A 13,368-nucleotide genomic window follows, 5' to 3' on the forward strand; every position below is an offset into this window, starting at 1 on the left:
TCTCGCGGGGTTAACTGATCTAGAGGTGGCGACCAGGTCGATCCGTCGTCGCGGGTGCCGGACCTGCCCGTCGCTTCTGGCACTCTCCAGGTGGGAGTGCCAGGCCCGAGACTAGGACGGCGATTAGCACTCGGTCAAGCGGAGTGCCAATTGACTGCCGCCGGCTCGGCAGGTTTCCCCTCCGCGAGGGACGGGCGAGGGGCTAGCGCGGGGCTCTGGGCGAGGCCGTGGGCGGGGACTCCTTCGGGCAACGTTTCACGGGGCGGGTGGGTTCCGCGCGGAGCTCGGGGGCGCCGGGGCTCCGCCCGGAGGGCGGCCTCTCCGCCCGGGGTCCGGCCAACGGCCGCCCGGCACAGCCAGGAGACATCTTCTCGGCCGCCTTCCTGCCCAGCCTCTCGATCGGGTCCACCGACTGGGCGCAGCCCGTCAGCAGGAGGAGCAGCAGGGCGCTCGCCGCGGTGGCGGCGCGCCTCACAGGTAGTCCTCCAGGCGGGCCACCGCGTACCCCCTGTCGGTGACCGTCTTCAGGACCGTACGGACCATGTCGGGCATCGTGCCCTTCCAGTCCCCGCGGCCCCGGAAGTGCGTGAGGATGATGTCGCCGGGGTGCAGGTCCTTGTCCCATTCGCGCCACTCCATGTGGTCGGCGAAGCCCTCGGAGGCCCACAGCGGCACCGCCTTGACGCCGCAGGACCTGGCGGCGCGCAGGGTGTCGCGGTTGTAGTTGCCGTACGGCGGCCGGAAGAGCTCGGGGCGCTTGCCGTACCGCCGCTCGATGACGTCCTGCATGCCGCAGATCTCGTGCCGCTGGGCCTCGTACGAAAGGCCGGGCAGATAGCGGTGGTTGAGGGTGTGGTTGTTCAGCGCGACGCCGTGGTCCCGCATCCGCTTGAAGTAGCCGTAGTCCTCCTTGACCAGGTAGTCGCTGAGGAACGCGGTGTACGGGATCTTCAGGTCGCTCATCATCCGCAGGAAGGCCGGGTCCTTCTCGGCGCCGTCGTCGACGGTCAGGAAGACGACCTTGTCCTTGGTCGGGACCGTGGTGAACACCGGCGGCAGCTCCTCCTGCCCCCGCACCTCGAAGCCCTTGCGCGTGGTGAGGCGCGGCTTGGCGGCGGGCCCCGCGGGCGCCGCGAGCGGCGGCTTCGCGAGGCCCCAGCGCTTCGCCGCGGCGGCCCGCGCGGCCTGGCTCGCGCGCAGCCGCTGGGCGTACTCGCGCAGGGCCTGGGCGGGCGGGGCGAGCCGGGGCTGCTGGCCGTGCGCGGCGGGTGCGCCGCGCTCGCGCTCCGAGCCCGCGCCCGGGTCCGCCGCGCAGCCCGAGGCGACCGCGCCGACACCGAGCGCGGCGAGGGCGAGCAGCACCCGCTTCTTCGCCTTTCCTGCTGAATTTCCATTTTGTCGTACTAGTCGCATGGCGTCGGATCCTCGCAGTTCACGGGCCTGGCGAGGGCTCGACACCGCTGCCGGACGCGCACCTTCCACCGACTGGCCCACAATGGGCCGGTGAACGCTCCGCACGATCCGCAGCCCGCCACGACGGCCTTCGCCGCGCTCCTCACCGCCGAGGGCGCCGCCCTCCTCGACGCCGTACGGGACGTCGAACCCGCCGAGGAACTCGCGGTCGCGACCCGGCTGCGCCGCGACCACCCCGCCGACCTGGTCTCCTCGGCGCTCGCCCAGGCCCGCCTGCGGCAGCGGGCGGTGGCGAAGTTCGGCGCCGGGGACGCCGCGCGGATGTTCTTCACGCCGAACGGCGTCGAGCAGTCCACGCGCACGTCCGTCGCGACCTACCGGGCGGAGCGGTTCAAGGAGCTCGGCGTGCGGCGGATCGCCGACCTGTGCTGCGGCATCGGCGGCGACGCGATCGCGCTCGCCCGCGCCGGGATCGAGGTCCTCGCCGTCGATCGCGACCCGCTGACCTGCGCGGTCGCGCGCGCCAACGCCACGGCCCTCGGCCTGGACGACCTCATCGAGGTCCGCGAGGCGGATGTCACGGAGGTGGACACGGCCGGGTACGACGCGGTGTTCGTGGACCCCGCGCGGCGCGGCGGCCGCGGCCGCATCTTCGACCCGGAGGCCTACTCCCCGCCGCTGTCCTGGGCCGTGGCCGCCGCCCGCAAGGCTCCCCGCGCGGCACTGAAGATCGCCCCCGGCATCCCGCACGAGGCGGTGCCCGAGGAGGCGGAGGCCGAGTGGATCTCGGACGGCGGGGACGTGAAGGAGGCGGTGCTGTGGTTCGGCACCGACGCGCCCAGCTCGCACCGGGCCACCCTTCTGCCGGGGGGCGCGACCCTGTGCGCGGGGCGCGCGACGATGCTTCCGGACCCTGCCGTACGCCCCGTCGGGCGCTATCTGTACGAGCCCGACGGCGCCGTCATCCGCGCCCATCTCGTCGCGGAGGTCGCCGCGCGGGTCGAGGGCGGGCTCGTCGACGAGACGATCGCCTACGTCACCTCCGACGTGGCCCGCGCGACGCCCTACGCCAGCGCGTACGAGATCACGGACCAGCTGCCGTTCAACGTGAAGAAGCTGAAGGCGCTGCTGCGGGAGCGGGAGGTCGGCGTGCTCACGGTCAAGAAGCGGGGCTCGGCCGTGGAGCCGGAGGAGCTGCGCCGCAAGGTGAAGCCCCGCGGGCCCGGCTCCGCGACGGTCTTCCTCACGCGGGTCGCCGGGGCTCCCACGATGCTGGTGGGCCACCCGGCCCGCTGAGGCCGCCTGCCCCCCTGCCCCCTGCCCCCTGCCGCCCTGCCCCGGGTTCATCGGCCTGCGGCCTCGTCCTCAAACGCCGGACGGGCTGGATCGCTGCCGCGGCCGCGGTTGCGTGCCCTCGGCCCGCCCGGCGCCCCCGTGCAGCACCCCCGCCGCCACCGCTGCCGCCGCGAGCAGCGCCGCCGCCACCGCGAACGCCGTGGCATAGCCGTCCGCGAGGCCCGCGCGGCCCGCCCCCGTGGAGCTCGCCGCGACGGCCACGAGGACCGCGAGGCCGATGGAACCCCCCAGCTGCCGCGAGCTGTTGAGAAGGCCCGACGCCATGCCGGTCTCCCCCGGCGCCACCCCGGAGGTCGCGGACGTGCCGAGGGGGACGAAGCACAGGCCGATGCCGACGCTGGCCACCAGGGAGGGGCCGAGGACGGAGCCGGCGAAGGTGCCGCCCGCCTCGACGGCCAGCGCGAACCACGCGAACCCGGCGGCGCCGAGCAGCCCGCCCGCCACCAGCAGCACCCGCGCGCCGACCCGGCCGACCGTGCGGGTCGCGACGACCGTGCCCGCGACGACGCCCACGCAGAACGGCAGGAAGGCCACTCCCGCGCGCGTGGGCGCGTACGCCATGACCTCCTGGAGGTAGAGCGAGGTGAAGTAGAACGCGGCGAACTGACCGGCGGACATCAGGAGCGCGAAGACGTTCGCGGCGAGCACCGGCCGGTGCGTGAGCAGGCCGAGGCGGAGCAGCGGCTGCCGGGCGCGCCGCTCGCCGCGTATCTCCACGGCGCAGAAGGCGGCGAGCAGCGCGACGGCCGCGGCGAGCGTCCCGAGGGTGCCGGCCGAGCCCAGGCCGTGGCTCTCGGAGCGGACCAGGCCGAGGACGAGGGCGGACGTGCCCGCGGTGACCAGGAGGGCGCCGACGACGTCCGGGCGCGGCCCGGCGGAGACGCGGCGGTCGGCGGGGACCCCGGACCGGGTGGCGGCGAGCGCGGCGAGGACGACCGGGACGTTGATCAGCATCACCGAGCGCCAGCCCGCCCAGTCGGTGAGCAGCCCGCCCGCCATGACGCCGACGGCGCCGCCGAGCGCGCCCGAGGCGCCCCACAGGCCGAGCGCCCGCGCCCGGGCCCGGCCCTCCGCGTAGTGCACGGTGATCAGCGCGAGCGCCACCGGCGCGAGGGCGGCGGCGCCCGCGCCCTGCACGGCCCGTGCCGCGACGAGCTGCCCCGGGCTCTGCGCGAGGCCGCCCACGAGGCTCGCGGCGCCGAAGACCAGGAACCCGGCGACGAGCGTGCGGCGGCGCCCCATGAGGTCGGCGAGCCGCCCGCCGAGCATGAGCAGCCCGCCGAACGCGAGCGCGTAGGCGTTGACGACCCAGGTCAGCGACTCGGGCGCGAAGCCGAGGTCCCTGCCCACGTCGGGCAGGGCGATGTTGACGACGGAGACGTCGAGGGAGACGAGGAACTGCACGGTGAGGAGGACGGGCAGCAGCAGCGAGCCGCGCGCGGCTCCCGTCGTGGCCGAGTGCGTCATGCGTCGCAGATTACTATACGCGTATAGAAAATAAGCAAGGGTCAGAAAGGCCCAACAGGGCGCGACAATGAGGCCGTGGCAGCCGAAGCGAATGCGGAAGAACCCCCGGAGCCCGGCGCGGCCGGGCGGAAGCGACGGGTCGGGCGGCCGCGCCGCATCGAGCCGGAGGCGATCGTCGACGTGGCGCGGCGCATCCTCCAGGAGGAGGGCGTCGCGGCCCTGAGCATGCGGCGGGTCGCCAAGGAGATCGGGGCCACGCCCATGGCGCTCTACCACCACGTGCGCGACAAGGACGAGCTCCTGATGCTCGCCCTGGCCGGGACCGCCGCCACGCTGCCGCGCCCGGAGCTGCCCGCCGACCCGCGCGACCGGCTGCTCGCCGTGTCCCTGCACATGCACGGCGTGCTGCTGCGGCTGCCGTGGGTCGTGGAGGTCCTGAGCCTCGGCGACCTCAGCGACAAGGGCGCGATGTGGATGGTCGACGAGATCATCGGCTCGGGCGTCGCGTGCGGCCTCACGCCCGAGGAGGCGGTGCACGCCTACCGCACCATCTGGCACTGCGTGTACGGCGACCTGGTGTTCCGGCGCGCGATGGCGCGCCGCGCCGAGGAGCCCGAGCGCAAGCGGTACTTCCCCGACATGCTCACCGCGGCGGACGCCGCCGAGCTGCCCCATGTGACACCGCTGGCCCCGCGCTGGGAGGAGATCGCCGGGACGTACGACATCGGCCGCCAGCTGGCAGCCGTGATCGACGGACTGCTGAGCGGGGCCCGGGCGACCGGGGCCCCGGGAACGGGGACCGCCGCGAAGGACCGCTGAGCGGGCCTAGGAGTCGACCTGCTCGAAGCGCCAGCGGTGCGGTGCCCGGGACACCAGGTCCCCGGGCGGCTCGGGCAGTTCCGGCAGCTCGGCGTCGTACGCGGCGTCCCACCAGGTGATCACGAGGACGCGGTCCTGGGGCGCCCGGAACGTCTCGCGGCGCACCGGCGCCGCCGCCAGCTCCTGGGCCCGCGCCCAGGCGAGCAGCTCGGGCCCGCGCCCCTCGGCGGCGCGGGCCTCCCACATCAGCGCGACGCTCATGAGTAGAGGTTGTCCTTGCTGACCTCGTGCACGTGGTCGTGGTCGTGGGCGTGCGCGCCCGGCACGTGCGGCTCCGTGACCGGAAGCGAGGAGTCCGCCGAGAGCCCCAGGTCCGACGCCGGCCGGTTGCGCGCCACCATCTCCGCGCCGAGGGCCGCGACCATCGCGCCGTTGTCCGTGCACAGCTTGGGCCGCGGCACCCGGAGGCGGATGCCCGCCCGCTCGCACCGCTCCTGGGCGAGCGCCCGCAGCCGGGTGTTGGCCGCGACGCCGCCGCCGATCATCAGGTGGTCGACGCCCTCGTCCTTGCAGGCCTTGACCGCCTTGCGGGTGAGCACGTCGACGACCGCCTCCTGGAAGGACGCGGCCACGTCCCGCACCGGCACGTCCTCGCCCGCGGCCCGCTTGGCCTCGATCCAGCGCGCCACGGACGTCTTCAGGCCGGAGAAGGAGAAGTCGTACGCCGGGTCGCGCGGGCCGGTCAGACCGCGCGGGAAGGCGATCGCCTCGGGGTCGCCCTCGCGCGCGTACCGGTCGATGACGGGGCCGCCGGGGAAGCCCAGGTTCAGCACCCGCGCGATCTTGTCGAAGGCCTCGCCCGCGGCGTCGTCGATGGTCGCGCCGAGCGGCCGGACGTCGGAGGTGATGTCGGTGGAGAGCAGCAGCGAGGAGTGCCCGCCGGACACCAGGAGCGCCATCGTCGGCTCGGGCAGCGCACCGTGCTCCAGCTGGTCCACGCAGATGTGCGAGGCCAGGTGGTTCACGCCGTACAGCGGCTTGCCGAGCGCGTACGCGTACGCCTTCGCGGCCGAGACGCCGACGAGCAGCGCGCCCGCGAGGCCGGGCCCCGCGGTGACGGCGATCCCGTCGAGGTCCTTCGCGCTCACCCCCGCGTCCTTCAGGGCGCGCTGGATGGTCGGCACCATCGCCTCCAGGTGCGCCCGCGAGGCGACCTCGGGCACGACGCCGCCGAAGCGCGCGTGCTCGTCGACGCTGGAGGCGACGGCGTCGGCGAGCAGCGTGGTGCCGCGCACGATGCCGACGCCGGTCTCGTCGCAGGAGGTCTCGATACCGAGGACGAGGGGCTCGTCGCGGAGGTCAGCCATGGATCTCGGTTCCTTGTACGCCGTTCACGGGGCCGTCGGCCCGGCCGTTCGGGGAGGGGTGCGGGGCTCGCGACAGGGCTGACGGGTCCGAGAGGCGCATCACCAGCGCGTCCACGTTCCCCGGCTGGTAGTAGCCGCGCCGGAAGCCGATCGGCTCGAAGCCGAAGCGCTCGTACAGCTTCTGCGCCCGGGTGTTGTCCACGCGCACCTCGAGCATCACCTCGGTGGCCTCGAAGGCGGTCGCGTGCCGGAGGAGCTCGGTGAGCAGCCGCGCGCCGAGCCCGGTGCCCCACTGGTCCCGGGCCACGGCGATGGTCTGCACGTCGGCGGCCAGCGCGTCGCCGCCGTCGGAGTCGGTGCCCGCGACCGCGAGCCCGCCGTACCCGACGAGACGCTCGCCGTCGTACGCCACCAGGTAGCGGCGCGTCGAGCCCGGACCGCGCGCGTGCGCGAGCTCGGACCAGAACATGCCGCGCGACCAGGCGTCCTCCGGGAAGAGCTCCTTCTCCAGGGCGAGGACGGGATCGATGTCCCACCAGCGCATCTCGCGCAGCACGGCGGCGTGGGTCGTCACGGTGGTCACTTGGGGGTGACCACCTTGTAGTTCTTGGGCACCTGCGCGTCCGGGCGGCGCAGGTACAGCGGGCGCGGCTCCAGGAGCTCCTCGCCCGCGGCCAGCTTCTCGGCGGCGAGGGCGGCCAGGGCCGCGGCCGCCACGTGCTCGGGCCCGCGGGCGTCGGGGAAGGTCTCCGGGTAGAGCGTGGCGCCCGCGCCGACGGCCGGAAGCCCTGCGACCTGCTCGGCGATGTCGGCGGGCCGGTCCACGGCGGGCCCCGAGACGCGGGTGCGCGCGTCGTCGTACCGGGCCCAGTAGACCTCCTTGCGGCGCGCGTCCGTGGCCACGACGAACGGGCCGTCCTCGATCCCGGAGGCGTACGCCAGCCCGTCGAGCGTGCACACCCCGTACACGGGCACGCCGAGCGCGAGGCCGAAGGTGTCGGCCGTCATCAGGCCCACCCGCAGTCCGGTGTACGGCCCGGGGCCCACCCCGACGACGACGGCGGTGACCGCGTCGAGTCCCACGCCCGCGTCGGCGAGGACGCGGTCGACGGCGGGCAGCAGCAGCTCGCCGTGGCGGCGCGCGTCGACCTGACTCGACTCGGCGACGGTTCCGATGGAGGCCGTGCCGTCGTGCAGCGCGACGGTGACGGCGGGGGTTGCGGTATCCAGAGCGAGCAAGAGCACGCGAACAGCCTACGGCTCCGAGGCCCCGCGCACGGCCGCACCGGCCGCGGGTGCGCCTGCTGCTACCGTCACTCCATAGCCGTACGTAGGGAAGGTGGCTCAGTGTCCAGGACCAGCTCGGGATTCGTGGCCGGGCTCACCGCCGCCGCCCTCGCCGTGGTCGGATTCCTCGCCTACCAGGCCTCCGCGAGCGCGCCCGACGACCTGAACGCGCGGCCGGACAAGTCCCCCACGACCCCCACGAAGTCCCCCAAGGGCAAGGGCGGCGGGCTTGCGCTTCCCGACCGCTCGGGCACCGGCAAGCGGGTCGTGTACTCGCTGGCGGGCGACCGGGTGTGGCTGGTCGGCGACTCCGGCAAGGCGAAGCGCACGTACAAGGTCACGCCGAGCACCGTCGACCCGGAGCCCGGCACGTACGAGGTCACGTCGCGCCAGGGTCAGGTCACCGGTTCGGACGGCAGGCAGATCGAGCACGTCGTGCGCTTCACGACGGTCGACGGCATAACGGTCGGGTTCAGCGCGGCGCTCAACGGCTCCACGGAGAAGCCGGACCCCGCGAAGAAGACCGGCGGCATCCGCTCGTCCCGCGAGGACGGCAACGCGATGTGGGACTTCGCGACCATCGAGACCCCGGTCATCGTCGTCAAGTAGCCGCTCGGCCCTCAAGCGCCCGCTCAGGCGCCGCGCACCCGCTCAGGCGCCAAGCGCCCCGCTCAGGCGGCGTCCCGCTGCGAGGGCTGTTCCTCCACGGGGGCTTCCTGAGGCACAGGGGCGGCCGGAGGCGTGGAGACGGCGCTCGCGGCGGCGCACGATGCGAGCAGCTCACTCATCGAGCAGCTGGACGGCCGCGCCGCCAGCCCCTGCGGCCGGGGCCGTACGTCTCGTTCTGAAGCCGGCATGGACGCCTCCTGGGGCTTCGGGAGCAGACGTGGTTAGGTAGACCTAACCAGTACCGGTATCCATGTGAACACGCCCGGCACCCGCCACGCAACATCTTACCGACGCCTTGTCGGAAAATGTGGACGGCAACAATCCCCGCCCAGCGCAGAACGGACGGAATCCGGCATCCGGCCGGAGCGGCCTCAGACGGCCAGAACGCTCAGGTCGGCGTCCTGCCAGCGGGCCCCGATCCCCCGCACGGTCACCTCGCGCCCCTCGTCCGCGGTGTCTCCCACGGCCCGGTGGATGAGCAGGTGCAGCCGGTCGTCCGACAGGTCCTCGACCTTGCCGTCGCCCCACTCCACGACGACCACGGAGTCCGGCAGGGACACGTCGAGGTCCAGGTCCTCCATCTCGTCGAGCCCGCCGCCGAGCCGGTACGCGTCCACGTGCACCAGGGCCGGGCCGTCGCCGAGCGGCGGGTGGACCCGGGCGATGACGAACGTCGGCGAGGTGACGGCGCCGCGCACGCCGAGGCCCTCGCCGAGGCCGCGCGTCAGCGTCGTCTTGCCCGCGCCGAGCTCACCGGTGAGCATGACGAGATCACCCGGGCGCAGGACCTTGGCCAGTCGGCGGCCCAACTCACCCATCTGTTCCGGGGAGTTGACGGCGATCTTCAGGGTGGTGGCGGGGACGGCCGGGCTGTGCGGTGCTTCCATGCGCCCCACGTTAACCGGTGCCGACCGCGCCCGTCCGTGCCAGCAGATCCGCGAGGCGGTCCGTCACCGCCTCCGGGTGCTCCAGCATGACCAGGTGACCGGCGTCCGGCACCAGGACGAGCTCCGCCTCCGGCAGCAGATCGGCGATCACCTCGCTGTGCTCGCTCGGCGTGACCAGGTCCTTGTCGCCCGCGAGCACGAGCACGGGCAGCTCGGTGAAGTGCTTGAGTGCGTCCGCCTTGTCGTGCTCGGTGAACGCCGGGTAGAACTCCGCGACCACGTCGATCGGCGTGGACTCGATCATCCGCTCCGCGAACCGCGCGACCGCCGGGTCGATGTCCTTCGACGAGAACGAGTACCGCTTGATGATGCCCGCGAACAGGTCGGACGTGGCCCGCCGCCCGCGCTCGACGAGCTCGGCCTGCGAACCGAGGGCCCGCAGGACGCCGGGCAGCACGCGCCGCACGGCGTTCACCCCCGCCACCGGGAGCCCGAAGTTGACTTCCCCGAGCCCGCCCGCGGACGTGCCGACCAGCGCGACGCCCACCACCCGCTCCCGGATCAGATCCGGGAACTGGTCGGCGAGGGCCATCGTCGTCATGCCGCCCATGGAGTGCCCGACGAGGACCAGCGGCCCCTCGGGCGCGGCCGCGTCGATGACGGCCTTCAGGTCCCGGCCGAGCCGGTCGATGGTGACCGGCTCGCCGTCGCGCAGCTGGGCCGCGCCGCGCCCCGAGCGCCCGTGGCTGCGCTGGTCCCAGTACACGGCCCGGACGACGCCCCGCAGCGCGGCGCGCTGGAAGTGCCAGGAGTCCTGGCTGAGGCAGTAGCCGTGGCTGAACACGACGGTGACGGGGGCGGGCGGTCGCCGCCCGAAGAGCCGGCGCCGCCGCGCCGCCTGAGAACTCTCCGCACCGACCTCTTCGACCTCGTAGGCGAGCTCCGTGCCGTCGTCGGCGTACGCCTTGCCGGGCGTGCCGCGCAGCGAGCCGTACGGGCCCGAGGCGTCCAGGGCGAGACGGGCCTTCTTGCGCATGCCCCGGCCGACCGTGAGCCGCTCGATGGCGACCCCGGCGGCGGCGCCCGCCGCGATGACTCCTATGGCGGCGCCCGCGATCCCGGCCCGCCGCCAGGTCGTCACCGACGCGCCCGGCCGTCCCGCCACCGCCTCGACCACCTCGGCGGCCGCCCCCGTGCTGCCCTCGCCCACGTGCCGCTCCTCTTCAGTCGTCGGTGCCCGGCCGCTCGTTCACATAGACGCGCGGGACCCGCGAACCGATGCGGGTCACGATCTCGTACGCGATGGTGCCCGCGGCCCGCGCCCAGTCCTCGGCGGTGGGCTCCCCGCGGTCGCCGGGCCCGAAGAGCACCGCCTCCGCGCCGACCTCGGGCTCGTCGCCGCCGAGGTCCACCACGAACTGGTCCATGGCGATCCGCCCCGCGGCGGTCCGCCACTTGCCGTCGACGAGCACCGGGCCCGCGCCGGAGGCGTGCCGCGGGATGCCGTCCCCGTACCCGGCGGGCACCAGGCCGAGCGTCGTCTCGCCCGGAGTCGTGTAGTGGTGCCCGTAGCTCACGCCGTGCCCCGCCGGGGCGCGCTTCACGTGCGCCAGGGCCGCGGCGACGGTCATCACCGGACGCAGCCCGAAGTCCTCCGGAGTCCCGATCTCGGGGCTGGGCGAGACCCCGTACATCGCGATGCCCGGCCGCACCAGGTCGAAGTGCGTCTCGGGCAGCGTGAGCGTGGCCGGGGAGTTGGCTATGTGCCGCACCTCGGGGCGGACCCCCGCCTCCTCGGCGTACCCGACCATCTCGTGGAACGCACTCAGCTGCGCCGCGATCGAGGGGTGCCCCGGCTCGTCGGCACAGGCGAAGTGCGACCACAGTCCGGTGACCTTCACCAGCCCTTCGGCCTCCGCCCGCAGGGCCTCGCCCACGAGCTCCGGCCAGTCCTCGGGCATGCAGCCGTTGCGCCCGAGCCCGGTGTCGGCCTTGAGCTGCACCCGGGCCGTACGCCGCACGGCCCGCGCGGCCGCGACGACCTCGGCGAGCGCCCCCACCCGGCTCACCGACACGTCCACGTCGGCCTCGACGGCCTCGCGCCAGGGCGACCCCGGCGTCCACAGCCAGCACATGACGCGCCCGCCGACACCCGCGGCCCGCAGCGCGAGCGCCTCCTCGGGCGTGGCGGTCCCGACCCACTCGGCGCCCGCGTCCAGCGCGGCCTTGGCACACGGGACCATCCCGTGCCCATACCCGTCCGCCTTCACGACGGCCATGAACGCGGCGCCGGGCGCATGAGCACGCAGCGTCCGCACGTTGGCCCGAAGGGCGGCGAGGTCGATCTCGGCGCGCACGCGCGGCAGTGCAGTATCAGTCATCGTCGAACAGTCTCTCAGAGCGGAAGAGAACCCCGACGGAGAGCCACCACACGCCGGAGGGCGCCTGGAACGGAGATCGCCCTGCGGGCTCGTCCTCAAACGCCGGACGGGCTACATCGGCCACCGCACGAGGAACGGACGGAACCACCGACGGAAAGCCGCCAACAAAACGGGCGGGCTCGTCCTCGAACACCGGACGGGCTACATCAGCCACCACACGAGGAACGGACGGAACCACCGACGGAAAGCCGCCGACGAAACGTGAGGGGACGTGCCGGTATGTCCGCCCGCAGCACCCCGAGTGCACCGCGCCGGGCGGGGAGCCGTCCCGCACACATGACGGCGAGGACGGACATACCGGCGCGGCCCCGCCCCACGACAGAAGCCCGGCGCACCACGACGCACCGGCAGGCGGCAGGCGGCAGGCGGCAGGCGGCAGCGCCACACCAGCCCGGACGCCGCACGGGACGCAAACCGGACGCAAACCGGGCGCTAGCCCCGCCGCACGTCCCGCCAGGCCGCCGGAAGGGCCTCCGCTACGTCCTGCGCCCCCACCGGCGCCCCCTCAGCCGCAAGCCGCCCCGCGAGCCCGTGCAGAAACGCCCCCACGGCCCCCGCGTCCCGAGCCCCGAGCCCCGCCGCGAGCAGCGCCCCCGCGAGCCCCGACAGCACGTCCCCGCTCCCCGCCGTGGCCAGCCACGCGGTCCCCGTCGGATTGACCCGTACGACACCCCCGTCGGCCCCGGCGACCACCGTCGTCGACCCCTTGAGCAGCACCGTGGCCGCATACCGCCCGGCCAGCTCCCGCGCGGCGTCAAGCCGGGCCGCCTCGACCTCCGCCCGCCCCACCCCGAGCAGCGCGGCCGCCTCCCCCGCGTGCGGGGTGAGCAGCGTGGGCACCCCCCGCGCCGCCCGCCCCCGCACGGCCGAGGCGTCGGCGAGCCGCAGCCCGTCCGCGTCGATGAGGACGGGCACCTCCGCGGCGACCACGTCCCGCAGCCGCTGCCCCGCGTCCCCGTGCCCGTCCCCGAGCCCCGGCCCCACCACCCAGGCCTGCACGCGCCCGGCCTTGGGCACGGGCCCGGCCGACACCAGCGCCTCGGGGAAGCGGGCGATGACGGCGTCCGCGGCGGGCCCCACGTACCGCACGGCCCCGGCGCCCCCGCGCAGCGCACCGGCGACGGCGAGGACGGCCGCGCCCGGGTAGCGGGCGGACCCGGCGACGACGCCGAGGACACCGCGCCGGTACTTGTCGCTGTCCGCGCCCGGCTCCGGAAGGAGCCGCTCCACGTCGGCGTACTGCAGGGCCTCCACCGCGGGCGCGTACGCGGAGAGTTCGCCGCCGAGCCCGATGTCCACGAGCCGCAGGGCCCCGGCGTACTCCCGGGCGGGATCGACGAGGAGCCCCGGCTTGTACGTCCCGAAGGTCACGGTCGCGTCGGCGCGGACGGCCGCGCCGCGCACCTCGCCGGTGTCGGCGTCGACCCCGCTCGGCAGGTCGACGGCCACGACCAGGGCCCCGGACTCCTCGGCGGCGCGGGCGAGTTCGGCGGCACCGGGCCGGAGGCCGCCCTTGCCGCCGATGCCGACGATCCCGTCGAGAACGAGGTCGGCACGGGACAGGGCGTCGAACGCGGCGTCACCACCCGCCGCGGACCCGGATGCGGACCCGGCACCGGACCCGGACCCCGCACCGCCCCCGGCACCCGAGCCGTCGACAAC

13 protein-coding genes are annotated in these 13,368 nt (G+C 74.7%); 3 read left to right on the forward strand and 10 right to left on the reverse strand.

Translation table 11 applies throughout. The features are described from left to right. Positions 1-471: 471 nt before the first annotated feature. Positions 472-1,413, reverse strand: coding sequence for a polysaccharide deacetylase family protein (locus IG74_RS0125390; protein ID WP_051855361.1), 942 nt, complete (start codon positions 1,411-1,413; stop codon positions 472-474). A gap of 90 nt (positions 1,414-1,503) precedes the next feature. Between IG74_RS0125390 and IG74_RS0125395 the strand changes: the two genes are divergently transcribed. After that, a complete protein-coding gene (locus IG74_RS0125395; protein ID WP_030681725.1) occupies positions 1,504-2,709 on the forward strand; it encodes a THUMP-like domain-containing protein in 1,206 nt (401 codons plus the stop codon). A 69-nt stretch (positions 2,710-2,778) separates the two neighbouring features. Here IG74_RS0125395 and IG74_RS0125400 read toward each other — a convergent pair whose 3' ends face one another. After that, positions 2,779-4,236 (reverse strand): MFS transporter, encoded by a 1,458-nt coding sequence (locus IG74_RS0125400; RefSeq protein WP_051855364.1) that lies wholly within the window; start codon positions 4,234-4,236, stop codon positions 2,779-2,781. 75 nt (positions 4,237-4,311) lie between these two features. Between IG74_RS0125400 and IG74_RS0125405 the strand changes: the two genes are divergently transcribed. Next, complete coding sequence (locus IG74_RS0125405) at positions 4,312-5,055, forward strand: TetR/AcrR family transcriptional regulator (RefSeq protein WP_051855367.1); 744 nt, start codon at positions 4,312-4,314, stop codon at positions 5,053-5,055. A gap of 6 nt (positions 5,056-5,061) precedes the next feature. Here IG74_RS0125405 and IG74_RS0125410 read toward each other — a convergent pair whose 3' ends face one another. The 4 genes from IG74_RS0125410 to tsaB are packed head-to-tail and all read right to left on the reverse strand — an operon-like array spanning position 5,062 to position 7,667. Beyond that, entirely contained in the window at positions 5,062-5,316 is a 255-nt protein-coding gene (locus IG74_RS0125410) for a hypothetical protein (RefSeq protein WP_030681732.1), read from the reverse strand. Continuing rightward, a complete protein-coding gene (gene tsaD, locus IG74_RS0125415; RefSeq protein WP_030681735.1) occupies positions 5,313-6,422 on the reverse strand; it encodes a tRNA (adenosine(37)-N6)-threonylcarbamoyltransferase complex transferase subunit TsaD in 1,110 nt (369 codons plus the stop codon). The genes IG74_RS0125410 and tsaD overlap by 4 nt, the downstream gene beginning before the upstream one ends. Further along, positions 6,415-6,966: a ribosomal protein S18-alanine N-acetyltransferase gene (gene rimI / locus IG74_RS0125420; RefSeq protein ID WP_051855377.1), complete on the reverse strand. Its 552-nt coding sequence runs from the start codon at positions 6,964-6,966 to the stop codon at positions 6,415-6,417. The genes tsaD and rimI overlap by 8 nt, the downstream gene beginning before the upstream one ends. A gap of 35 nt (positions 6,967-7,001) precedes the next feature. Beyond that, entirely contained in the window at positions 7,002-7,667 is a 666-nt protein-coding gene (gene tsaB, locus IG74_RS0125425) for a tRNA (adenosine(37)-N6)-threonylcarbamoyltransferase complex dimerization subunit type 1 TsaB (RefSeq protein ID WP_030681742.1), read from the reverse strand. A gap of 102 nt (positions 7,668-7,769) precedes the next feature. Here tsaB and IG74_RS0125430 point away from each other — a divergent pair, with 102 nt between their 5' ends. After that, on the forward strand, positions 7,770-8,318 hold the full coding sequence (locus IG74_RS0125430) for a hypothetical protein (RefSeq protein WP_030681745.1): 549 nt from the start codon (positions 7,770-7,772) through the stop codon (positions 8,316-8,318). 431 nt (positions 8,319-8,749) lie between these two features. Here the strand turns inward: IG74_RS0125430 and tsaE are convergent, their stop codons facing one another. The 4 genes from tsaE to IG74_RS0125450 form a co-directional block, all read right to left on the reverse strand. Then, positions 8,750-9,265: a tRNA (adenosine(37)-N6)-threonylcarbamoyltransferase complex ATPase subunit type 1 TsaE gene (tsaE, locus tag IG74_RS0125435; protein WP_030681748.1), complete on the reverse strand. Its 516-nt coding sequence runs from the start codon at positions 9,263-9,265 to the stop codon at positions 8,750-8,752. A gap of 10 nt (positions 9,266-9,275) precedes the next feature. Then, entirely contained in the window at positions 9,276-10,475 is a 1,200-nt protein-coding gene (locus tag IG74_RS46255) for an alpha/beta fold hydrolase (RefSeq protein WP_037826043.1), read from the reverse strand. 13 nt (positions 10,476-10,488) lie between these two features. Then, a complete protein-coding gene (gene alr / locus IG74_RS0125445; RefSeq protein WP_030681755.1) occupies positions 10,489-11,646 on the reverse strand; it encodes an alanine racemase in 1,158 nt (385 codons plus the stop codon). Between the two features lie 492 nt (positions 11,647-12,138). Further along, positions 12,139-13,368 (reverse strand): NAD(P)H-hydrate dehydratase (locus IG74_RS0125450; protein WP_051855369.1); only part of this gene is annotated, 1,230 nt, incomplete at its 5' end.

It is taken from the genome of Streptomyces sp. NRRL B-1347, assembly GCF_000720325.1.
Lineage (GTDB): Bacteria > Actinomycetota > Actinomycetes > Streptomycetales > Streptomycetaceae > Streptomyces.

Bases quoted from the DNA above. Each gene is read 5' to 3' on its own strand.
- IG74_RS0125390 (WP_051855361.1), bottom strand. From the start codon at position 1,413: ATGCGACTAGTACGACAAAATGGAAATTCAGCAGGAAAGGCGAAGAAG.
- IG74_RS0125400 (WP_051855364.1), bottom strand. From the start codon at position 4,236: ATGACGCACTCGGCCACGACGGGAGCCGCGCGCGGCTCGCTGCTGCTG.
- IG74_RS0125410 (WP_030681732.1), bottom strand. From the start codon at position 5,316: ATGAGCGTCGCGCTGATGTGGGAGGCCCGCGCCGCCGAGGGGCGCGGG.
- tsaD (WP_030681735.1), bottom strand. From the start codon at position 6,422: ATGGCTGACCTCCGCGACGAGCCCCTCGTCCTCGGTATCGAGACCTCC.
- rimI (WP_051855377.1), bottom strand. From the start codon at position 6,966: ATGCGCTGGTGGGACATCGATCCCGTCCTCGCCCTGGAGAAGGAGCTC.
- tsaE (WP_030681748.1), bottom strand. From the start codon at position 9,265: ATGGAAGCACCGCACAGCCCGGCCGTCCCCGCCACCACCCTGAAGATC.
- alr (WP_030681755.1), bottom strand. From the start codon at position 11,646: ATGACTGATACTGCACTGCCGCGCGTGCGCGCCGAGATCGACCTCGCC.